This is a genomic window from Variovorax sp. LjRoot175, assembly GCF_964253805.1.
Classification (GTDB): Bacteria; Pseudomonadota; Gammaproteobacteria; order Burkholderiales; family Burkholderiaceae_C; genus Variovorax.
In genome coordinates this window covers 26,763-47,130 of the sequence record NZ_CAXURY020000004.1, presented here as the reverse complement: position 1 = coordinate 47,130, position 20,368 = coordinate 26,763, and the positions used below count along the sequence as shown (strand labels likewise).

At 62.6% G+C, this 20,368-nt stretch carries 23 protein-coding genes and 1 pseudogene; 10 read left to right on the top strand and 14 right to left on the bottom strand.

The features are described 5' to 3' along the window. Nucleotides 1-3: 3 nt before the first annotated feature. Nucleotides 4-1,806 carry a hypothetical protein gene (locus ACSQ89_RS41170; protein ID WP_436297910.1) on the bottom strand — a complete coding sequence of 601 codons (1,803 nt, stop codon included), beginning with the start codon at nucleotides 1,804-1,806 and terminating at the stop codon, nucleotides 4-6. A gap of 115 nt (nucleotides 1,807-1,921) precedes the next feature. Further along, nucleotides 1,922-2,113, bottom strand: a complete 192-nt coding sequence (locus ACSQ89_RS41165; protein WP_436297909.1) for a hypothetical protein — start codon at nucleotides 2,111-2,113, stop codon at nucleotides 1,922-1,924. 78 nt (nucleotides 2,114-2,191) lie between these two features. Between ACSQ89_RS41165 and ACSQ89_RS41160 the strand changes: the two genes are divergently transcribed. From ACSQ89_RS41160 to ACSQ89_RS41150, 3 genes are all read left to right on the top strand, one after another. Next, a complete protein-coding gene (locus ACSQ89_RS41160) occupies nucleotides 2,192-3,238 on the top strand; it encodes a hypothetical protein (protein WP_436297908.1) in 1,047 nt (348 codons plus the stop codon). A 99-nt stretch (nucleotides 3,239-3,337) separates the two neighbouring features. After that, entirely contained in the window at nucleotides 3,338-4,018 is a 681-nt protein-coding gene (locus tag ACSQ89_RS41155) for a hypothetical protein (RefSeq protein ID WP_436297907.1), read from the top strand. Between the two features lie 80 nt (nucleotides 4,019-4,098). Then, nucleotides 4,099-4,473, top strand: coding sequence for a hypothetical protein (locus tag ACSQ89_RS41150; RefSeq protein ID WP_436297905.1), 375 nt, complete (start codon nucleotides 4,099-4,101; stop codon nucleotides 4,471-4,473). A gap of 10 nt (nucleotides 4,474-4,483) precedes the next feature. On the opposite strand, the gene ACSQ89_RS41145 is transcribed toward ACSQ89_RS41150, so the two are convergent. After that, the gene (locus ACSQ89_RS41145) at nucleotides 4,484-5,224 is read right to left on the bottom strand and encodes a hypothetical protein (protein ID WP_436297904.1); all 741 of its coding nucleotides are present in this window, start codon (nucleotides 5,222-5,224) and stop codon (nucleotides 4,484-4,486) included. 54 nt (nucleotides 5,225-5,278) lie between these two features. Between ACSQ89_RS41145 and ACSQ89_RS41140 the strand changes: the two genes are divergently transcribed. Further along, nucleotides 5,279-5,797 carry a hypothetical protein gene (locus ACSQ89_RS41140; protein ID WP_436297903.1) on the top strand — a complete coding sequence of 173 codons (519 nt, stop codon included), beginning with the start codon at nucleotides 5,279-5,281 and terminating at the stop codon, nucleotides 5,795-5,797. Between the two features lie 39 nt (nucleotides 5,798-5,836). Here ACSQ89_RS41140 and ACSQ89_RS41135 read toward each other — a convergent pair whose 3' ends face one another. After that, the gene (locus tag ACSQ89_RS41135) at nucleotides 5,837-6,256 is read right to left on the bottom strand and encodes a hypothetical protein (protein ID WP_436297901.1); all 420 of its coding nucleotides are present in this window, start codon (nucleotides 6,254-6,256) and stop codon (nucleotides 5,837-5,839) included. A gap of 195 nt (nucleotides 6,257-6,451) precedes the next feature. Beyond that, nucleotides 6,452-9,640 carry an error-prone DNA polymerase gene (locus tag ACSQ89_RS41130; RefSeq protein WP_436297900.1) on the bottom strand — a complete coding sequence of 1,063 codons (3,189 nt, stop codon included), beginning with the start codon at nucleotides 9,638-9,640 and terminating at the stop codon, nucleotides 6,452-6,454. A 172-nt stretch (nucleotides 9,641-9,812) separates the two neighbouring features. On the opposite strand from ACSQ89_RS41130, the gene ACSQ89_RS41125 reads away from it, so the two are divergent. The 6 genes from ACSQ89_RS41125 to ACSQ89_RS41100 all read left to right on the top strand — a co-directional run bounded on the left by ACSQ89_RS41125 (nucleotide 9,813) and on the right by ACSQ89_RS41100 (nucleotide 13,583). Further along, nucleotides 9,813-10,145, top strand: a complete 333-nt coding sequence (locus tag ACSQ89_RS41125) for a helix-turn-helix domain-containing protein (RefSeq protein ID WP_436297899.1) — start codon at nucleotides 9,813-9,815, stop codon at nucleotides 10,143-10,145. Then, nucleotides 10,135-11,490 carry a type II toxin-antitoxin system HipA family toxin gene (locus ACSQ89_RS41120; protein ID WP_436297898.1) on the top strand — a complete coding sequence of 452 codons (1,356 nt, stop codon included), beginning with the start codon at nucleotides 10,135-10,137 and terminating at the stop codon, nucleotides 11,488-11,490. The genes ACSQ89_RS41125 and ACSQ89_RS41120 overlap by 11 nt, the downstream gene beginning before the upstream one ends. A gap of 101 nt (nucleotides 11,491-11,591) precedes the next feature. Next, nucleotides 11,592-12,083 (top strand): hypothetical protein, encoded by a 492-nt coding sequence (locus tag ACSQ89_RS41115; protein WP_436297897.1) that lies wholly within the window; start codon nucleotides 11,592-11,594, stop codon nucleotides 12,081-12,083. 142 nt (nucleotides 12,084-12,225) lie between these two features. Next, the gene (locus tag ACSQ89_RS41110; protein ID WP_436297896.1) at nucleotides 12,226-12,387 is read left to right on the top strand and encodes a hypothetical protein; all 162 of its coding nucleotides are present in this window, start codon (nucleotides 12,226-12,228) and stop codon (nucleotides 12,385-12,387) included. Between the two features lie 14 nt (nucleotides 12,388-12,401). Further along, a complete protein-coding gene (locus tag ACSQ89_RS41105) occupies nucleotides 12,402-12,548 on the top strand; it encodes a hypothetical protein (protein WP_436297895.1) in 147 nt (48 codons plus the stop codon). Between the two features lie 111 nt (nucleotides 12,549-12,659). Beyond that, on the top strand, nucleotides 12,660-13,583 hold the full coding sequence (locus ACSQ89_RS41100) for an SOS response-associated peptidase family protein (protein ID WP_436297894.1): 924 nt from the start codon (nucleotides 12,660-12,662) through the stop codon (nucleotides 13,581-13,583). A gap of 32 nt (nucleotides 13,584-13,615) precedes the next feature. Here the strand turns inward: ACSQ89_RS41100 and ACSQ89_RS41095 are convergent, their stop codons facing one another. The 9 genes and pseudogenes from ACSQ89_RS41095 to ACSQ89_RS41055 form a co-directional block, all read right to left on the bottom strand. Further along, on the bottom strand, nucleotides 13,616-14,656 hold the full coding sequence (locus ACSQ89_RS41095; RefSeq protein WP_436297893.1) for an RES family NAD+ phosphorylase: 1,041 nt from the start codon (nucleotides 14,654-14,656) through the stop codon (nucleotides 13,616-13,618). 283 nt (nucleotides 14,657-14,939) lie between these two features. Continuing rightward, a pseudogene (locus ACSQ89_RS41090) lies at nucleotides 14,940-15,125 on the bottom strand (C40 family peptidase); the annotation flags it as partial. Between the two features lie 14 nt (nucleotides 15,126-15,139). Beyond that, nucleotides 15,140-16,747, bottom strand: coding sequence for a hypothetical protein (locus tag ACSQ89_RS41085; protein ID WP_436297892.1), 1,608 nt, complete (start codon nucleotides 16,745-16,747; stop codon nucleotides 15,140-15,142). 95 nt (nucleotides 16,748-16,842) lie between these two features. Beyond that, nucleotides 16,843-17,232 (bottom strand): C40 family peptidase, encoded by a 390-nt coding sequence (locus ACSQ89_RS41080; RefSeq protein ID WP_436297891.1) that lies wholly within the window; start codon nucleotides 17,230-17,232, stop codon nucleotides 16,843-16,845. 877 nt (nucleotides 17,233-18,109) lie between these two features. Beyond that, nucleotides 18,110-18,433 (bottom strand): hypothetical protein, encoded by a 324-nt coding sequence (locus ACSQ89_RS41075; protein WP_436297890.1) that lies wholly within the window; start codon nucleotides 18,431-18,433, stop codon nucleotides 18,110-18,112. Nucleotides 18,434-18,436: 3 nt separating this feature from the next. Continuing rightward, a complete protein-coding gene (locus ACSQ89_RS41070) occupies nucleotides 18,437-18,790 on the bottom strand; it encodes a hypothetical protein (RefSeq protein ID WP_436297889.1) in 354 nt (117 codons plus the stop codon). After that, on the bottom strand, nucleotides 18,787-19,209 hold the full coding sequence (locus ACSQ89_RS41065; RefSeq protein ID WP_436297888.1) for a hypothetical protein: 423 nt from the start codon (nucleotides 19,207-19,209) through the stop codon (nucleotides 18,787-18,789). The genes ACSQ89_RS41070 and ACSQ89_RS41065 overlap by 4 nt, the downstream gene beginning before the upstream one ends. After that, complete coding sequence (locus ACSQ89_RS41060; RefSeq protein ID WP_436297887.1) at nucleotides 19,206-19,475, bottom strand: hypothetical protein; 270 nt, start codon at nucleotides 19,473-19,475, stop codon at nucleotides 19,206-19,208. The genes ACSQ89_RS41065 and ACSQ89_RS41060 overlap by 4 nt, the downstream gene beginning before the upstream one ends. 10 nt (nucleotides 19,476-19,485) lie before the next feature. Further along, nucleotides 19,486-20,316, bottom strand: coding sequence for a thymidylate synthase (locus tag ACSQ89_RS41055; protein WP_436297886.1), 831 nt, complete (start codon nucleotides 20,314-20,316; stop codon nucleotides 19,486-19,488). Between the last annotated feature and the right edge of the window lie 52 nt (nucleotides 20,317-20,368).

Here is a 20,368-nt window from a genome sequence, read left to right as displayed (position 1 = left end):
ACCTTACGAATCCGGCGATAGGAGTTCTGCGATCCGACGAAAGTCGTTCGCCAAGCCATCGTACAACCTGTCGATCGCCAATCCCCAGCCTGCCGCATGCGCCTTCACGTCAATTGAGAAAACCTCACACTGCGGCTGCATCTTGTCGGAGATGCCCCTGTCACTGCGATGTGCATCCAAGTTTCGTAGCTGACCTAGTGCAAACAAAGTCGCCATAGCGGGTATGCGGCGGGTCGAATCCCATTGAGCTATGACGGCATCGGCGTCACCGGGCCATTCATGCCCACCCTCTTTGGCGAGCGTTGCGACCTGGCACAGCGTTCCGAGCAATTTAAGGGATGCGAAAGCCTTGGCGTCGCTTTTGGGTATGCCAACGGCCAGCACCATGTTGCGGAGCGGCGCTGGCTGTAGCGCCTCCACTAGTTTCTGCAGCAGGACGCAACGGCTGAGGAAGTCGTCCTGACTTGCGCTCAACGGCGCAGTCAAGCCGAGCTCCGTCAAGCCTGGCGTGCCCCACCAACACCTGTACTTCACCTCGGCGCCGGTGTACCTGCCTATGTCGCCCTGCGAGAAGGTCAGCGAAAGACGATCGCCGGCTGCCTCCAGAGCCGTGGTCATTGCAAGATACCCATCGACCAAGTCGTGGGCTCGGGTGCCGATGTTCGCGGTGCCGAAAGCATCGCGGTCCGCCTCGGCCGTGGCTTGATCAACGGCATACCGATGCCAGTTGGCAATGACGCCCGACGGACATCCCTCGTACAGTTTCTTCAGCTCGACGCGGATGAAATTTCGTCCGATCCGGTCGGTGTTCGTGACTGCCCACTGACCACGATAACTCACAGCGCCGGATTCAGGATAGATGTCGAACTCAGGTCGGCTCTGATAGTCGAGAAGGACCTCATCAGACACGTACCCGTACAGCCAATCGGCGGCTGCTCGCTGAATTGTCATGATCCCTGAATGACCTGGCCACGCCAGGGTTGGTTCCGGCGCCGCGCTGACGTCGCGTTCGCCGGTCCTGAGGACAATCGTTCGACCCCAAGCTTGGGCGAAAAGGCCACTCGGTGTACGTCCGCCTGAGTGGCGCTGCATGTTCAGAAGCCTTCCCGGAAGATGGAAATCGCGCGAGCTTTCGCTTCCCAAGGCAGTGAGAATTGACTCGTCACCGTCCGACCAACGTTCCTCGAAGTAGAACGCCACGGCTGAGCACCCCTTCAAGCTGCAGTAGTCGGATAGATACTCGCGGCGAATCTCAACGAAAGCTCTAACCTCTGCCTTTGCCCAAGTGCCAAGATCGACGGCGCTTCGAACGCGAAGGACGTCGTAGACCGGCCCGTAAGGGTCGTCCCAACAAACGATGCCACCGTCGAGGTGGCGCGGGACCAAGCCGTAGACCATCAGGAGGTTGTTGTCCGGCATGATCACCTCCCGGTTGTCCGCGGACCAGGCATTAACCAGTGGCTCGAACCTTTCGTCCCTGCCCTCCCCTTCAATCCAGAAACCAGCGTTGTGAACCTCCCCCGGATCGACGATCGGGCGGGGCCCGTGGGAATCGACTTTCCAGCCTGTTGCCGCAGTCCCCTGAACAAGTTCAACGGCGCGGGCCTCGGGCACAAGGGCGACCGAGACAACTCGCGCTCCTTTGGACTCTCGGCAAGGCAGCGTGCTGTATTCGCCGATGACGACCCAGGGGCTTCCTCCGTTGTCATATGGATCGCCGAGATGAGCCAGAGCCCGGGGCCAGTACGAAGCTAGTTCTGAGGCGCCGTCGATGCTGGACAGCCCTGGCTTGTTCTGGGAGCGCACTGATAGTTCCTTTTTCATCGCGCCGAGTGTGCCGCCTTCGGACGTTGCGCGCTGGCTGAGATTCCTCGGGACCGAATACCTATGCCCACTGGATCAGCTCGCTCGCGCAGCCTGGTCAAGCAAAAGGCGCGTCAGGCCGCTCGGCGTCGCGAGGGATCTTGAGACTGTCGAACTGACGAGTGGCGGTGAGCACGCCCGGCATGGTAAGTCGAGTGCCGCTTTTGTCCATGCCACGGCCTCCGGTCGCGGCCCTAGCGACCTCCAGAGGAAGGCGATCAACCGATCGCTTGACGATCGTCTGCGTCATGGGCCTCCCGATGCTGACGGTAATCCGCGATCATCTAAGGGTTCAACTCTGAACGCCTTCTATGGGCGAAGCCGAAGAATGAAAGCAAGTTACACCTTCCGATCAATCGCCGAACTTGCGCAGGTCGCCGAGGCGGATCTGCCGTCGTGCCTTGCGGCGCTCCATCGGAGCCTGGTAGAGGCTCGGAGACAACACGCTGCGGCGTTGCGAGGGCAGTTGATCGCACCGAACGCCCCGTTCGAATTCCCGGCGTTTACCTGGAAGCCCACGGGCGCTCGCAGCGATCCGTTCCCGGCGTTGGCAGCAACGCTCGGCCCGGAGACGCCGATCAATGAGTTGCCAGTGCGACCGCGCGTCCGTTTCGTCCTTCATCAGCGGAACGTGTTCTGTCTTGAGGACCTCGCAGCGATCAGCGAGAACGAGTTGTTGCGCGGTGACGGGGTCGGGGTGAAGACGGTCGGGCGCCTGAGGGAGATGCTGCAGGCCGTCGGGCTGAACTTCCTGCCGAACCCAGATGAGCGTGGTCGTGAGTTTGACGAAACCCGCGCCCTTCGAGCGCTACCCGAGGAAGCTCGGGACGCGACGCTTCTGGGGCTTGCCGATGATGCACCTGTGTCACAGCTCGCCCTGCGCCCGGTGACCTTGCGTCGAGCGCAACGTGCCGGCTTCAGGACGGTGGGCGAACTGCGCGCAACGAACCCAGTTGGACTTGCGGGGCGCTTCGGCCCGGCTGAGCGGCGCGAGATCTACGGGCGCCTCCTCCAAACGGGTCAAGCTTTTCGAGAGGGACATCCGGTCGCGGAGTTGTGGCGCTACGGCCTGATTGAACGCGACAAGATGCAGTTCCCCGAGGACCCGGGCACACCCCTATCCGAGCTAAGGCCCTGGCTCGAGGGGGCGTTCAAGCCCCTGAAGAAGCGCGGCGTCGCGGATCTTGGGACTTTGCGAGCCCTCGCCGAACAAGGTGAACTCGCGGAGGTCAGTGGCATCGGCGAGTTCACCGCGACGAGGCTCGCCGTGATGTTGGGGATGGCGGCGCCTTCGACGGCCTCCAGCGGACGTCAGACGGCTCAAAACGAGCTATGGAAGGTACTTTCTCACGATCCTAAGGCTGGTCGGCGCTGACGCAGCGACTACCATCACCGCAAATCAAAATGAGGAGCGGGAATGAGAAGGTCACTTGTAGCGCTTGTCGGAGTCGCAATCCTGGCCGGCTGCGCTCCGATGGTATGGAACAAACCCGGCGCAGGCCAGGACGACTTCAGTCGCGACCGGTACGCCTGCCTTCAGGAGTCCCAGCAAAGGGTCGGCAGCGCGGCGGTGAATCAGTTTGGTGGAATTGCGTCGAACACGGTGGTGACCAACAGCGGCCTCTTCGGGTCGTGCATGAACGCCCATGGGTGGTACCTGGGGCCGCGGGAGACTGCGCGGCGTTCAACTATGGAGGCGCCGGCGGATATGGCGGTTTCTCGCAAGCCGGAGAAAACGCCCCTGGACATCGAGCTCGGCCAGCTTGATATTCAGTGGCAAGCGCGTGAAGTAACGCTCTGCTTCGACGCCAAGTATGCCTCCCTCTATGCGAAGGGCAGCTGCAAGGTAAAGGACATCACGCCGACGCAGATCCTGGACACGTCCAAGGCGGACCCTGCGGAAAAAATGCTTCTCGTCCAGCTTAGGAGCGACCTCGGCGCTTCAATCAACAAGCTGGCTGGCGCGTACCGTCAGGCCGGGCGCCCGCAGGACGTCGCGATGGCCTCAGCACTGGACGCCATCCGCGGACGAGCGGACGGCAACATCGACGCCTTGATTCAGGAATCGATCAATTGGGGGCAGTACAACAAGGCGCGAGCTGAGAACGCCAAACTCGCCGAGGATGATCGCAAGCGGGCGCGCCCGAGTTCCTGAGACATCGCGGAGCACAGGAGGGCCTGTGGCCCCATGTTGCCAAAACGCCTCGAAGCCTCATCACACAACGACGAACTTCAATGCCTCACATCCTTGCCAATCTCTCACTTGCTGGCGCGACGCTCACCGCGTCAGCGGTAGTTGTCGCTAGCGGCGCCGATGCTTCGCCCTCCGAGTACCAAAAGCTCGAGCGTGGCGCTATGGCTGGAAACTACCAGGACCAGCGCAATCTAGCTTACTGGCTCACTGGAGGGTACGGGGGCGCAGCGCCGCAGAATGCGATCCTCGCATGCGCGTGGCGGCAAGTCATCCTAGCTTCCGGCGATCGCCAAGTCGATCAAGGAGACGTGTCCAACAAGCAGCTCTACTGCGACAGGCGGCTAGATTCGGATTCTCAGAAAGCGGCGAAGGCACAAGCTGAGAAGCTGATGGCGCAGATCAAAAAGCGGAAATAGATATCCGGAGCTAGTACTTTCCGGCCATCGTGGCCCGCTTCTTCTTCAGGTAGTTGGCATACGCCCAACGGTTTCTGATCTTTGGCTTCCGCGCGCGCGAGGTCGAAGCCTTGCGTGGCGCGCGCGCCTTTGACGTCCCCGAACTGGTGGTCTTCGATCCGCGCTTGGGTTTCGGCGCGGAAGCTCCTATCCAGCGCAGGTCGGTCGGTGCGAGCCCGAGCACTTCGCGCTTCAAGGTTCCTGGTGTCAGCGTATCGAATCGCGCCACAACGCGCGCAGCGGATGCCGCGTACCCGTCTCGGATCGCTTCGGGCTGACCCACCAACCACTGAAGGTCGGCGAGCGCATGGACGTTTGCTATCTCGATGCCGAGTTCGCGCGCCAGCTCGAACGCCGGTCGTTGGTCCGGGCCAGAGCGCATCGCTTCGAGCAAGTCGTAGGGCATCCGCTCGTCCGATCCCGTGCACCAGGCGATTACGTCCTGCAGCGGAACGCCCGAGAGAGCAAGCGACATGATCTCGACCCATTCCTCTGAGCCGTACTCGAACTCGAAAGCACCGATGGCGCTGACGCGCCGGAGAACCGATACCGGCTCGCGTTGCAGTTCCTCAGAAATGTCGTGAACGCTCAGTCCGCCGTTGATCGCGGTGAGGAGCTTCTTGTCATCGGCCTTGATCCAGGCATTGAGGGTGCGTGGGCAATCGAGAACATCTGCATTCATGCGAACCATCTTGCGGAAGCGGCTCTTCATTCGTCAAGGACAGACGAAAATAATCCGCTGCCAACCGTCCTCTCCTCTTCAAGAATGACCGCTTCCTCTCCGTCGAACACCGAACCAGACGAAGGTGGAATCGCGGGCCTTCTCGAAGCGGCCTTTGAAGCCGAAGGCTCCAGCGTCTTCGGAGCGATCGCGCGCGAAGTGGGCCTCGCGGACGTGGCGCTCACGATGAAGGGCCTGCAGCTCTTGTACTGGCTTCGGTCTCAGCATCCGCTGACCAGACCGGTAATGGTTAGGGGCCTTGCGCAGTGGCGCGGCAGCGGACGAAACGAAATCGCCCAGTTCGAGCCCGCGCATTCAGCGCCGGCGCTGCTGGACCGCATGGTCAAGGACGAACTGCTGTGGGAGATGGGCGGGCCCACGAAACGCGTTCTCGTCTCGCCGAAGTGCATCGCGCTGTTGTCGCGGCTGCACCCGGCCTGCGAGGATCTGGACCTGCCGTGGCGGCTCGCACGCTGGGAAGGCAATTGGCCTGCATCGGAGAACGAAGCGGAGCGGTACGTCAGATCGTTCGTCTCGAGGCAACGGAGCTACTTATCTCCGTAGGATTGTTCAAGCGGTGCGCATGAGCGAGCACTAAGCCGTTCAGATAGTTGCGCGCGGCGCGATGGGCGGATCTTCCTCGGCAACGGGGTCCTCCTCACCGATCTCGTCGGCCATGAGTGCCTTGATTCGCATCGCATATGTTTGGCGGATCGTTGCATCGACTGCGGCCGCGTAGTCGTCGACCATCCCACGGACCGCAGCTTCGTCGAGCCCTGCGGGAATCGTTGCGAAGCTGGTGGACAGAGCGTTGTTCCCCTCGCTCCAGTACTCGGCGGTCAGCAGGTGATTTCCAGGGTGGTCACTACTGGGCCTGCAGTAGATCACTGCGGTCCGCCCGCCGGCGGCAGTGTCGTAGTCCCTGCTCGCGACGTCGCGGCACACGCGGTCTGCATACCAGCCCCGCGAGATCAGCTGACCGACGACTTGGGCTTGGATGGCCGTGGCTTCAGTGCGATTCATTCTCGAAGTTTCCTCAGTTCCAAAGCCCCAACGATGCCATCGGGGCTCGCGAATCGGGGATATTTTTGAGGCGACTGCGATCGTGCACCCTTCTGCACGACGCCATGGCCGGCGACGGTTGCCCGCTGGTAGTGCTGGAGGTGCGGCAGCTCTGATAAGAGGGCGAAGCTGGACCGACAAAGTGAATCAGACTTGTCATCGAAAGTCTCGGCTCGGCGCTCGTAGTGTTCCAAGTAGCTTCGTGTGATCTACGAGCTTCATGGCCACAAGCGACTGCACGCCCTTCTCGCTCTGCCAGGTTCCTTCCACGCTCAGCAGCTTGGCGCCGAGCAGCACGCCGCGCTGCTCCTCTGCCACTTGCGGCCAAACGATGATGTTCACGGTACCGGTCTCGTCTTCGAGCGTCGCGAACACGACCCCCTTTGCGGTGCTGGGCCGCTGCCGGTGCGTCACGAGCCCGCTGGCGCGAACCTTCTGGCGATCCTTCGCGCGGGTGCGCAGTTCCTCGGAGGTCTTGATGCCCCACTCGGCGAGCTGGGGCCTGATGATTGCGAGCGGGTGCCTGCGCAGGCTCAGTCCAACGGAGCCGTAGTCATCGGCGATCTCGGAGCCCTCCTCGGGCGTCGCGAACGTGATCGCGTCCTCGAAGGTCCGTGCCTCGCGCAGCATCTTGGTGGGCCGGGTGTCGACACCCTTGGCCGCCCACACCGCATCGGGCCGCCGGCCGGCCAGGCTGAGCAGTGCGTCGGCACTGGACAGGCACTTGAGATCGTGCGCATCGAGCTGCGCGCGCATGGCCAGGTCCTCGACGGATGCGAAGGGCGACTGAGCGCGCGCGGAGACGATGCGCTTCGTTGCCTCCTCGCGCATGCCGTTGATCCGCGACAGACCCAGGCGTACGGCGCGCAGCGGTTGCTCGTAGGTGCTGTCCCAGCGGGGCGATGCGGCGCCCTGAGAGGGCTCTTCAAGGGTCGATCCCCAATCGCTGATCGTGACGTCGACCGGCCGAACCACGACGCCGTGCTCACGCGCGTCGCGCACCAGCTGTGCAGGCGCATAGAAGCCCATGGGCTGCGAGTTGAGCAGACCTGCCAGCATCGCGTCCGGATGGTGCCGCTTCAGCCAGCAGCTCACGTAGACGAGATGAGCAAAGCTGGCTGCGTGCGACTCAGGAAATCCGTAGCTGCCGAAGCCTTCGACCTGCTTGGCCAGGCGCTGCGCGAATTCCTCGCTGTAGCCCTTCTTCAGCATCCGGTCGATGAGCTTGCGCTGGTGAACCTCGAGGCCCCCGCGCTTCCGCCAGGCTCCCATCGCGCGGCGGAGCTGGTCGGCCTCGCCGGCGGTGAAGTCTGCCGCCAAAATTGCCAGTGACATGATCTGCTCTTGGAACAGTGGGATTCCGAGCGTCCGTTCGGTTGCCTGGCGGAACTCATCGCTTGGGTACTCCACCGCCTCTTCGCCCATGCGCCGGCGCAAGTAGGGATGAACCATGCCGCCCTGGATCGGACCTGGCCGCACGATCGCGACCTGGATGACCAGGTCGTAGAAGGTGCGCGGTTGCATGCGCGGCAGCATGCTCATCTGCGCGCGACTTTCGATCTGGAACACGCCGACGGTGTCGGCCTTGCAGATCATTTCGTAGGTGGCTGGGTCCTCGGGTGGCACGTCCTGCATACGCATCGGCGGGCCGCCGACCTTCTCGCCGGCCATGTCGAGAGCTCGGTGTATGGCGCTCAGCATGCCGAGCGCGAGGATGTCGACCTTGATCAGGCCCGTCGAATCGAGGTCGTCCTTGTCCCATTGGATGATGCTGCGGTTCTCCATCGCAGCGTTCTCGACCGGAACGAGGCGGCTCACCTTGTCGCGTCCGATGACGAAGCCACCTGGGTGCTGGCTGAGATGGCGCGGGAAGCCGCGGATCGTATCGGCCAGCGTGAGCCACTGGATCACGGCTGGATCGTTTGGGTTGATTTCGTTCTCGATGAGGCACGCCTCGCTGATCCACTTCTCATCGGTGCCGTAGGCGGTCTTCGCGAGAGCCTCGACCTTGTCCATCGGGATGCCCAGCGCCTTGCCCACGTCGCGCAGTGCGGACTTCGTGCGATAGCTGATGGCGACAGCTGTGAGCGCGGCGCGGTCGCGTCCGTACTTGTTGTAGATGTACTGCATCGCCTCTTCACGTCGCTGGTGTTCGAAATCGACGTCGATATCGGGCGGCTCTTTCCTTTCGACTGAGATGAAGCGTTCGAAGAGAACGCTCATTCGATCCGGGTCCACGTTTGTGACCTCGAGGCAGTAGCAAACTGCGCTGTTGGCCGCCGAGCCGCGTCCCTGGCAGAGGATGTTCCGGTCGCGCGCCCAATGCACGATGTCAGCAACTGTCAGGAAGTAGCTGTCGTACTCCAACTGCGCAATGATGTTGAGCTCGTGCTCGATCTGCTTGCGCACCTTGTCGGGCAGACCCTTCGGATATCGGCGCGTCGCACCCTCGTAGGTGAGCTTGCGCAGATGCGACGTGGGCGTCTCGCCATCAGGCACGACTTCGCGCGGGTACTCGTACTTGAGCTCTTCCAGCGAGAACGTGCACATGCTGGCGACCGTGACGGTTTCTGCCATCCACTCGCCGGGCACCTGGGCCATCAGCGCCGCGCGGCCGCGCAGGTATGCCTCAGCGTTTGTCTGGAGCGCGTACCCTGCGGTCGCGACCGTCTTCCCAATGCGCACCGCGGTGAGCACGTCCTGGACCTTCTTGCGCTTGCTGGTATGCATGACCGGGCTCGAGCTGGCCAAGATCCGGATGCCGGTTCGCTGGGCGACCTGCTCGACGATCCACAGGCGCAGCTCGTCGTCCATCAATAGCGGCCGCGGCGCCACGAGCCAGGCGCGGTCCGGGAACCAGGTCTTGAGCCACATCGCCTGCGCGAACAACGATTCGACAGTAGCGTCGGGCTCAGGTAACAGCAGCGCCAGGCAGCCGGGCATGCCGGCCAGGTGCGGCGCCTGGATGTTCTTGCCCTCGATGTCCGTCACCAGGGCGCTGTAGCTGCCCTTGGCCGCCCGCCGGCGCGCGAGCGTGATGCATTCGCAGAGGTTGCCCCATCCGCTTTTCGTTTGGGCCAGGAAAACGATCCTGGCGTGCTTGTGTCCGCTCTGCGTGGTGAGCTGGATCTCGCTGCCGCAGATGAAATGGATGTTGGCCTCGCGCGCCGCCAGGTGGCCACGCACCACGCCCGAGACGGAGCATTCGTCCGTCAGGGCCAAGGCCGAGTACAGCTTGGCCGCGGCACGCTCCACCAGTTCCTCGGGCTGGGAGGCGCCCACAAGGAAGGTGAAGTTCGACCGGCAGTGGAGCTCGGCGAAGGGCGGCGGCTCGGTACTGTACATAAAACCAGTATCGCAGAGAGTCCCTGTCGCGTTTTTTGACCCGGTTGGCGTCCTGCCTATGCCAATGTCGGGGTTTTTTCGCCCCGATTGCTCGGGATGCGCTCACTGCGAACCGTGGTTTAAGCTTGATGAAAACATTGCATATCAGGCGTAAACATAGATAATGCTTCCTATGGCAAGTATTCCAACCTCAGATCCCGATGCGGTCGTGGACCGAGTCCAGCGCCTGGGTCAGCGAATCCGTGCGGCGCGCACGCGCCGGCGGCTGCGGCGCGAAGACTTTGCCCAGCGTGCGGGCGTTTCCCGATCGACCATGGAAGCCATCGAGCGCGGAGAGCTGAACACGGGAATCGGCGCATACGTCAAAGCGCTCTGGGCGCTCGGTCTCGACGAAGAGGTTGATCTCCTCGCGGATCCGGGATTGGACCGCGACGGCCTGGCGTTGGAACTCTCGACCCAGACCAAGCGGGTGCGCGTGGGAACGAAGGTCGACAATGACTTCTAAGCGCGATCAACCCCCGTCGAATCAGGCATACGTTTGGGTGTACCTCCCAGGCGACGTCCATCCAACCTTGTGCGGGCGATTCAACAATGAAAAGACCTCCGCCGGCGGCGTCGGCAAGTTCGTTTACGCCAAGTCCTATCTGGCCCTAACCCACGCGCGTCCGATCGATCCCGTGATGCTTCCGCTTCGGGACGGCGAGCATCCGACAACCGCGCAGCTCGGTTTCTTTGGCGTGTTCGTCGACGCATCGCCCGACGATTGGGGCCGCGGGGTGATCGACCTGATGTACGGCAAGCCCGAGTCACCGGTCGGATACCTATTGCGCAGCCAGGGCGACCGGGTGGGGAATCTCGATTTCAGCGAAGCGCCAGACGTGCCGCCAGTGCAACGCGGCCTTTCCGGGCGCGACGTGCTCAAGGCCGCGGTCGGTGTTCTTGCGGGGATCGAACGTGGACGCAAGGAAGACCCCGCGCTCGAGAACTGGGTCCGCCCGAACACTGCGATGGGCGGAGCTCGACCAAAGCTGACGATCGCGGACGATGCGTTCCAGTGGCTTGCGAAGTTTCCCTCACGCCACGATGACCCGGAAATTCCGGTGGCTCGCCTCGAGCATGCGATGCACGCGCTCGCCAAGCGCTGCGGCATCGATACGGTGGATTCGGAGATCGTCACGATCGACGGCGCCGAGCTCCTACTCGTGAAGCGATTCGACCGAACGGCCGTGAAGAACAGGGACGGCGTCACAGCGTGGTGCCGCGACGCATTCGTGAGCGGACGGACGGTCCTCAGGTCCTCAGGCGTCAACGAGAACTCCTACACCGGAAGCTATCCCGGCCTGGCGCGCGATCTGACGCGGTGGAGCGCCAAGCCGCTCGCGGACAAGCACGAACTGTTCGGACGCATGGTGTTCAACTGCGTCGTGTCCAACACGGACGACCACGACCGCAACCACGGCTTCGTCGCCGATGAAATGGGCGTCGGCTTCCGTTTGTCAGGTGCTTACGACATGGTCCCTCGGATTCCGACAACGCAGAGGCGCGTTCAGGCAATGCGCGTGGGCGACGACGCGGAACCGACCCGCGACAACATCCTCAGCGAGTGCGCGAGCTTCGACCTGTCGCGAACACAGGCAGCCGAAATCCACGACAGAATCCAGGCGGCCGTTCGACAGAACTGGCGAGAATGCTTCGCCCAAAGCGGCCTGAGTGAGGCCGCGATGGAGAAGTTTTCCAGTTGCTTTCCGCCGACGCTGAAACAGGTCGTCAGCCGAGCGGCTCGCTCTAGCCTGGCAGATGCCGAGGAAGCTGAAGGAAGTCCAAGAGAGGAACGCACGAGCGGCGGGTGAGTACTTGAACGCCCATTGGCGTGAACTTCTGCACGCTCAACCTAGCGCGATCAGCATCGGAGGTGACAGACTCGTCGGATCAAAACTCTGAATCCTGATCGATGAACTCGAAGTCTCTCGTGTTGGTTGCTGCGGCCTCCATTCTGTTCACCGGCTGCACCATTCAACCCCGAGCCGCGGCGCCAGCTCCCGCAGCACCGGTGGCGACTGCACCCTCCTCCCCCGGCCCAGCTCCTGCGCTCGCACCCACATCGAAGGCCGATGCCTCGAAGAACGCTCGCCAGAAGGGATCAGCTTCTGCCGGCGCTCCCGGCACGCTGGACTATCAGGCGATCAAACTGGCGATCAAGAAGGAGAAGGGGGGTGGAGGCTCGGACTGGCTCCGTGGGAAGGTAGCCAAGCTTGATGCCAAGAACCTGGGCAAAGAGGGCTTCTTTCACATCAACAAGCGCGACAAGATCTACTTCACCTGCACCACTCGCGCTCCTGGCTTCAAGGCCGGCCTGATGACTGGCACGATCCTTGGCCCCGAGTTCTATGACGACGGCTCGAACGCGGTCGTGGTTTCTCTTCAGAACTGCGCCGCGGCTTGATCCGATTCCGAAGCTGATGCCGAAGCGCGTGTGGCTACGATCTTAACTTCTGCGAACTCGTGCGGGCAGACGGACGGGGCGCGGATCGGCAGAATGGCTCGATATGAATGAACCCTCTGAAGCGTTCGCCGCCCACCCGTACATGCTGAACCTCGAGCGCATCGTCCGCATGGCCCCGAACATGACTGTCGAAGAGCGCGACGCGCTCGCCGAATGGGCAGAGGAAGCCCTCGAAAGCTCGAGCCCGTTCGACACGACGACCTGGCCAGGATGGCGCGCCGTCGCCAGACGCCTCTCCCACTGAACGAAGCAGTCATCATGACATTGAACGAACTGGCCGCGGCCATCTTGGTCGGTACCACGGGAACCTGCGTCTGGTCGATGCTGAAGGACAGAAAGAGCTTGGCGATTATTCAGGTGCTGCTCGGCGCGGGCTGCGCGCTTGGCGTGCCGGCTTTGAGGTAGGCCATCGGGCGTGCCTGCAAAGGTTCACCTGGCCGACCCCTGAGCAACCCCAGCTCGTCCGTAACAAAGCTGGCTTGCCGCGGGCCTCGATGCACAAGCAAAATGTCGCGCATGTGCTATTCCGCCCAGATCCGAGCCGAGTACAAGCAGTTCGTGCGCATGTTCGGCGGCGTGCTCAGCATCCGAGCCTTCTCGAAGCTCTACTTCGAGCGGCAGAGCGACCCGAAGATCAAGATCCCGAAGGCCGTCGACGCGCTATTCCTGGATCCGCAGACTGACGAAGAGCGCGAGATCAAGGGGCTCATCGACGCCTTCAACGCCGAGCAGGCGACGAAGCTCGAGCAGGAGCTCTTCAAGCAGCGCAAACGCCTGGCGGATGCAGAGCGTAGCCTGCTGGTCAAGACCACGAAGAAGGCGACCGACGACGTGCGGATCGCCACCGACAAGATCGAATGGGCCCGCGGCAAGCTCGCTGACCTGAATCGCGTGGAACCTAAGGAACGCGACGCCCGGATCTTCCCTGGCGTGTATGCCCCAGTGATGATCTGGGAGGATGGCCAGCGAGTCATCAAGCCCATGCGGTATCAGTGCAGGCCGGCTGGCAAGCCAGTGCGATATGACAGCGCCTATCCGGGCACGTATAACGCCAGGCGTGACAACCTTGAAGGCTTCTGGAAGGACCTGTTCGGTTTCTCCCACGGCATCATGGTCGTGAACGCCTTCTACGAAAACGTGGATCGAGATGGCAAAAATGTCGTGTTGGAGTTCAGGCCCCGACCCGAGCAAGACATGCTCGTGGCATGCCTCTGGTCACACTGGCGCGCGCCCGATCAGCCCGACCTGCTGTCCTTCGCCGCGATCACCGACGAGCCGCCGCCCGAGGTCGCAGCTGCTGGCCACGACCGCTGCATCATCCCGATCAAGCCCGAGAACGTCGACGCCTGGCTGAATCCGGACCGGTCGAACCTGGCTGCCCAGTACGCGATCCTCGACGATCGCGCGCGGCCGTACTACGAGCATCGGCTGGCGGCATAGAGCGCGCGTCAATTCATCGCGGCGGAGAGTGATCAGGGCTCCAGCTGGTCGTCGAATTGCCGATACCACTCATACGTCCCTTTCTGAGGCTCGATCGCGTAGCGTCCAAACTGCCCGCCGATTCGAACTGCCTCCGACTCGTATCGAACATCTTTGGTCTCCCAGACGGCCGGCGGCTCGCCGGACCATTCGACGGGAAATACAGCTTCGTCAGCAGAAGAATCGCTCGCTCGAAACAGCACGATGTTCACGCCCTCGGCGCGCTGCACCGAGTTAAACATAAGGCCGTCGAAACCAGGCCGGCGGACGAATGCAAGGTACTCGGCTAGGGCCTGCGTAATCAAGTAGTCATGGTCTCTGTCTGGCAAGACGGGGCGCGCGATCTGATGGTGTAGCTGGTTGAGGAGCAAGCGGTCGTGGGCCTTGGTTGCAAATTCGGGATCGAGGTAGCTCAACGGAAGCGTGGATTCGGCGAGCCCGAAGCGGGTGAAGTTCAATATGCGCAGGTGACGCGCAGCACGGTATCTCCCGATCACAACCCTCTCCCCAATGCCTGGCCGCATCTCTGCAAAACAGGTTTCGGGATCGCCCGCCCCGTAGAAGGCAGGGATTCCCTTCGCATTCATCCGGCCTGCGGACGCGAGATGAGCTGGGGGCGCACCCAACCAGGTCGGCGCTGCATCGAAGATCCCCTCCATGGACCTCGTTTCCGACGATAGACGTCTCGCACGAAAGATGCTGGCGCCGGCGGTGATCTCGTGTACCACCGGCGATGGCGTATCGTCGATCAACCCGATGGGCGGCGTTTCCATGACCTCCAGATCTGCGAAGAGCCGATTGAAGAGGCTCAGGATCTCTTCGCTGAAGAATCTCTGCCTGTGTTTCAAGGCGTCAGTAGCCCGTGCCCACGGTGCGAGCGCGGTCCCCACGTGCAGCAACATCGGTTGGTAAGTCGAGCCGAGCTCGAAAAGGGAGCCCTCGGTGCCTTCGCGTTCCACGAGAAGATCTGCAATGCCTTTCTCGAGCCCGGTTCGTTGTCCAAGTACCTTCGCCACAACTTCTTCAAGCGGCATCCCGTGATGCCGTTCGTAAACGTCAGGGAAGAGTCTGAAGTGCTTCTCGATGAAGACTCGGGCGTACAGGCTCAGAGACGCCGCTCCGAGCGTCCGCGGACTGTCACTGTTGCAGATCGAGCAACGATCTGGAACTCCAGCTCCCTCAATGGCCGTCCGAAGGAACGGGTCCACTGCGCACGATGAGCAAACTGCGGACATAGATTGAATTCCCTTCGCGCAGGATGATCGCAGATCGCTGGCTTGCCGAGCCGCGCTTGGCGCTGCTTACGAGGTGGGCACTTCAGGGCCGCCTGACTTCCATCCTCTGGCGAGACCAGTACGGCCCATCGAGGCGGTCAAGCCTCACTTCCCCGCCCGTCGAAGGCGCATGGACGAATCGGTTCTCGCCAACGTAGATGCCCGCGTGGGTGGGTCTGCCGCCGCCGAACACCACTAGATTCCTTGACCGACTTGAGTTTGTGTTGATTGAGTCAAGTTCTTCTACGCAGCGATGTGAGCCTCGTCGCACCATGAACTGACGGCTGCTTCGGCGGCATGGAAGGTGCGCAATGCGGCCTGTGAATTGGCCGGGGCGGCGGGCACGAGCGGTGCCATGACTGGGCGCAGGATGCGCGAGTACACGCGCGTGTAGAACATCGCCGTTCGCAGCCCCTGTTCGGTGAGTCGATAGCGATGGGTCCTGGGCAGGCGCTCGATCAGGCCATGCAGGCGCAGGCGGCGCAGCTCGTAGCTCATGCGCCCTGGGGTGATGTCCTGGGGCCGCCGTCCGAGCAAGACGGCGAAGGCCTGGCGCAGATCCTTGTTGGTGAATCCGCGCGCGGCGAAGACGAACATCAGCACGGCGTTGAGCAGCGCCTGAGCGTTGGCGTCGCCGAAGCGCAGCGCGGGGACACGCTGACTGTCGATCTGACGCGGCCGTTGCAGGCGCTGGAAGGCGTCGTCGCCCAGCGCACAGTCGTGGCTGATCTGCTCGATCTCCAGCAGTCGCCGGTTGGCGGCCAAGCCGATGCGGCGCAACTCAGGCAGGTTCTTCAGCAGCCGCCCGATGCCGAACTCGCGCGTGTCGTTGATGGTGGTCTCGGTTCTCAGGGCCTGGCCCTCCTTGTGGTACTGCTTGATGCGTGAACGCTTGTAGTCCACATGCAGTGAAGGCGTGACGCCCTCGGTGATCACTCGGGTACGGAATCGTCCCGGGGTGCGCCGGCTGACCCGGCGATCGAAGATGAGTTGCACCTGGCCGGGGCGGCCGATGTCCAGGTTCTCCCGGATCACCTGCTCGAAGAAGATGCGCCCTGCCACCGGCCGATCGAGCACCTGGGTCAGCGCGAACTCGGCCTGCAGGATGGAGATGGCGTAGCGATAGCCGGCGGCGCGGTCGCGCCGATCGAAGGGATGGGGCAGCCGCGCCAGCCATTTGCGCAGAAGCCGATCGATCTTCCCGTCGTCCAGGCCATCGCAGATGCGCTGCAGCGCCTTGGGGTCGGCACAGGACAGCACACCGTTGTCCAGCGCCTCGAAGGCGATGCCGCGCTTGCGCAACTGGCACTTGGCGTACTCGTTGCCGTTGATGCACAGCTTGGCGTTGTAGGGGAAGTAGGAGCAGAACTTCAGGAAGAAAGCACCGAAGTCGCGGTCCACGCAGTAGAAGTAGTAGTGGTTGACCATCGCTGAGCCGTCCACCACCCACGGGTAGGTCATGCCGGTGCGCGCGCAGCGGCGACGCTCGGTGCGCATCACCCGGGCCTTCTCCTGTGCCCGCCCGACGTACAGCACGCCTTCATCGGCGTCGAACTGCTGCAGGTACTGCTGCGTGATGTCGTCCTTGCGCTGGTGCTTGGAAAAGCTCACCAGATCCACCCCGACGTGGGCTGCGAAACGCTCGATGTCGGCTACGAACGCCTCGGTCTTTGGGGCCACCCCCGCCGTTGACGCGAAGCGCTGGCCCAGGTGACCACGCAGGTACCACACCACGCCACCGATGCGCTGCAACTGCGGCACATAGACGTTGAGGTACATCCGGTCGATGCACTCGCTTTCGAGCACCACGTGCTCGCGCAGGACTTCGCAAACGCTATGTGGTAATTTCATGCTCGGCTCCGGTCGTCCACGGGGTCTTCGGACCCCATTGAGCTTCGAGCTCGTACTTCTCTGGGCACGTCCCAGCCGGCTCGACCGGAGCCACCTTACACCCAGCGCGCAACCGCAATGCGACCACGAACATCACTCGTCGGTCTGAGGCGGAGCCTCGTTAGGTCTCCTGTGCGCAGTTCATTGCGCGGTACCGGTTCCCCGAACCCGGCAAGCTGCGCCACTGTGCGCGGCGTGGGCAATCCTGCGCTCTCGCGGTACACATAGCCAATCAGCCCGCTGCAATCGAAGCCACCATCGACGGTGTTGCCGCCGTACCGATAGGGCGTGCCAACGAGTCCCATCGCATGGATCGCTGCATCTATGGATTGCTCGGTCGAGATCAGCGAGGGCCGCGCGCTCCGCGTCGCCAGGGTCGGTGCGCTGCCGCAGGCCGCAAGCACCAGGCAGGTCAACAGGATGATCGTGGAACGCAGGATCAGCATCGACTGTTGCGCCCTGCCCTGATGTCGGCTTTGGCGTTGGCTTGGCTTATTCGTAGTTGGACATGAGCGGCATGCGGAGGCAAGCGAAGCTTACCGGAGCGTGTCCGCTCGATGGGCTGGTCAGGAGCCGCCACCGAGAACACCCTTGAGCCAGATACCGAAGAGCGTGAACACGCCTGCGGTAAGGGCCACAATGAGAGGAATCCAAACGTGCCAGGCCTGTGCTCTGCGGACTTCTCGATCATGAAGTTCTACGGCGAGCTGGAGGAGTTTGGACGTGTGATCCGCAGACAAAGGCGTGCCCTCGGTGGAGACGTGCCTCGCGATTAGCGACACTGTGTGCTCCCCTTCCGGCCTAACACGAAAGAACTCTGGATGCTGTTGAGCGACGAGGGGCCAATTGTTCGCAGACCGAGGCTCCCCTTGCAGCTCAGAGGCAAGACCGTCCTTGCTTCTGTGGCTCTTCTCATCAAGGGCGAGGACCTGGATGAGCGCAAGAACGTCACCCAGACGCCCGGCTGTTTGGTACGCGCTAGTTCCGACGGAGGGCATTCGTTCGGCTCCTACACAAGATGGCTTCGTGAACTCGGGCGGCTCGACTCCTGCGATACCGGTAGGTTGCCGACCAGAGGCAGCAGAGCTACACCAATGAATCCGGCGTGCAGATAATAATCGGCGCTAGGGAAGAAAAATTCGCGGCCGTAGCAGGAAAGCCACGACGGCGAGCCCTCGGCGATATTTGCGAGCCTTGGACCTTGAGCGGCTTAACCTGTGGATGGCGTGGAGGTTCTCATGGAAGGCGGGCCCCGGTATCGAGGCCCCCTCGCGCGCGGATAGGGACGTCCGGCGCCCGCTCATTCGGGCCGCGGCACGCCAATCACTCAGTTTCGAGCAGATCCACTGGGATTCCCAGGACTCGCATGACGCCATCCGCGGCCGTGTAGACACGTGTCAATGATGCATCCTTGAAATATTTCCAACAGGCCGCCGCCGCCTTGTGCTGCGCGCTGCGCGCGCGGCCTACCGGGTTCGCGCGCAGCCAATTGTTGAGGGTCTTGCGCGGATCGCCGATCCGTAGGCCGTCATCCATGGCTGCGTCATGCCGGAAGACAAACGCCAGGTCCGGCTGGTGGCGCATACCCGCCCCACACAGGCAGCGAACCTGAAGACCAGACCGAGGCGCGCTGTCCTCTTCGCTCATGTCTCAGGTCTCAATGGGTTTGCGGGCAAGAGTCCCGAACTCGAAGCGGTGCTCGGGAAACCTGGCGCGCCAGGCGGCCACCTCCTCCTCGAGGTCTAGCTGGGATTGGGGCTGGGGCTCCCCGCGCTGCGACGCGAGGATCGCGCGGTACGCGCTGGCGATCGCGGTTGTCAGGCCCGGGGCCTGGGTCGATGCGCCGCCGGAGGTGCAGAGGCGAACCCCCTCCGTGGCGCGCCCATGACGGTTGGCCACCTGAACGTACCAATCGCCATTGCCGCCCTGAAAGATGACCAGGGTGCGCAGGTCCTCAGGTGGCAGGTCCCTATCGTCGGTGAGGTAGACGGCAGACTCTCTCATCCCGGGAACCTCAGCACGATGCGGCGCGGCTCCGAGTCTTCCGGTGCGGGCTCGACCGTTTCATCGGGGGCCGCGATGAGCTCAGCGCGGCGCTGCGCCAGGAACGCGTGCAGGCGCTCCTCCGCGCCGTCGCACGAGAGGTTGAACACTGGGACACCTCGCTGCGAGGCCAGGCGAATGGCAGTCCCGGTACCGCCGGTCTTGGAGTTCACGTCGGCGGCGGACTGAGCGCCATCCGCCGTCCAGCAAAGAACAAAGTCCGATGGCTCGTCGAGGCTGTGTCCGAGCAGTTGGTGAACGTTCGCGTGAAGCGCCCGAGGACCGCGGGTGAGCATCGCTGCGAGGTCGCGCAGGCGCTGTAGCCCCTTGGGCGGCGTCGAGCGCGAGCCGATGCCTGAGTATGTGCGAGCGACCTTCATTCTTTGGAGTGGTAGAGCGTGGTGCCGCATTGGCCACACACGTGGGACCGAAGGAAGGTCCGGTTCATGAGGCGCTGCACCGACAGGCGCGGACTTCCGCAATTGTGGCAATGCACTCGCCCATTCTTGAGGGCGCCGGGGTGCTCGCCTAGGTACCACTGGTAGTCACGGCCTCGCTCTTTCCTGAGCTTCAATCGATCTGAAATGATCCAAGCGACCAACAGAGCAAGCATGACCAAGGGGACGATGATGAACAGTTCTCGCATGAAGGCTCCTTCACACCGCGACCGGCGCCTTGATGGCCGCGTGGTGCTCGTAGCCAACCACCTCGAAGTCCTCGTACTCGTACTCGAAGATGGAATCAGGCTTGCGCTTGATCACGAGCGTGGGAAACGGGTACGGATTGCGCGAAAGCTGCAGCGCCACCTGCTCCTTGTGGTTGCTGTAGATGTGGCAGTCGCCACCAGTCCAGATGAAGTCACCGACGTCGAGGTCGCACTGCTGCGCAACCATGTGCGTGAGCAGCGCGTAGCTCGCAATATTGAAGGGGACGCCAAGTACGGAATCCGCGCTCCGTTGATACAGCTGGCAACTCAGCTTGCCACGACCGCCGGGCTCCTGTGCCGGCGCGACGTAGAACTGAAAGAACGCGTGGCAAGGCATCAACGCCATCTTCGACAGGTCGGCAACGTTCCAGGCGCTGACAATGATGCGGCGCGAATCCGGGTTGGTCTTGAGCGTGTCGATCACCTGCTGGATCTGGTCGATGTGGCCGCCGTCGGGTGTTGGCCAGCTGCGCCATTGCACGCCGTAGACCGGCCCCAGGTCCCCGTCCTCCCCCGCCCATTCGTCCCAGATGGTGACGCCGCGTTCTTTGAGCCAGTTGTTGCTGCTCGAGCCGGTCAGGAACCACAGCAGCTCCTGGATGATGGACCGCATGTGCACCTTCTTCGTGGTGACGAGCGGGAAGCCTTTCGTCAGGTCAAAGCGCATCTGGTAGCCGAAAACGCTCTTCGTGCCGGTGCCGGTGCGATCACCCTTCTGAACGCCTTGGGTGTCGATGTGGCGCAGGTAGTCTTCGTATTGGGTCTGAATGGGGAGGCTCATCGGTCCGTTCTCAGTGGTTAATTTGTAAGCAGAGGGAAAGCGTGGACGCGGC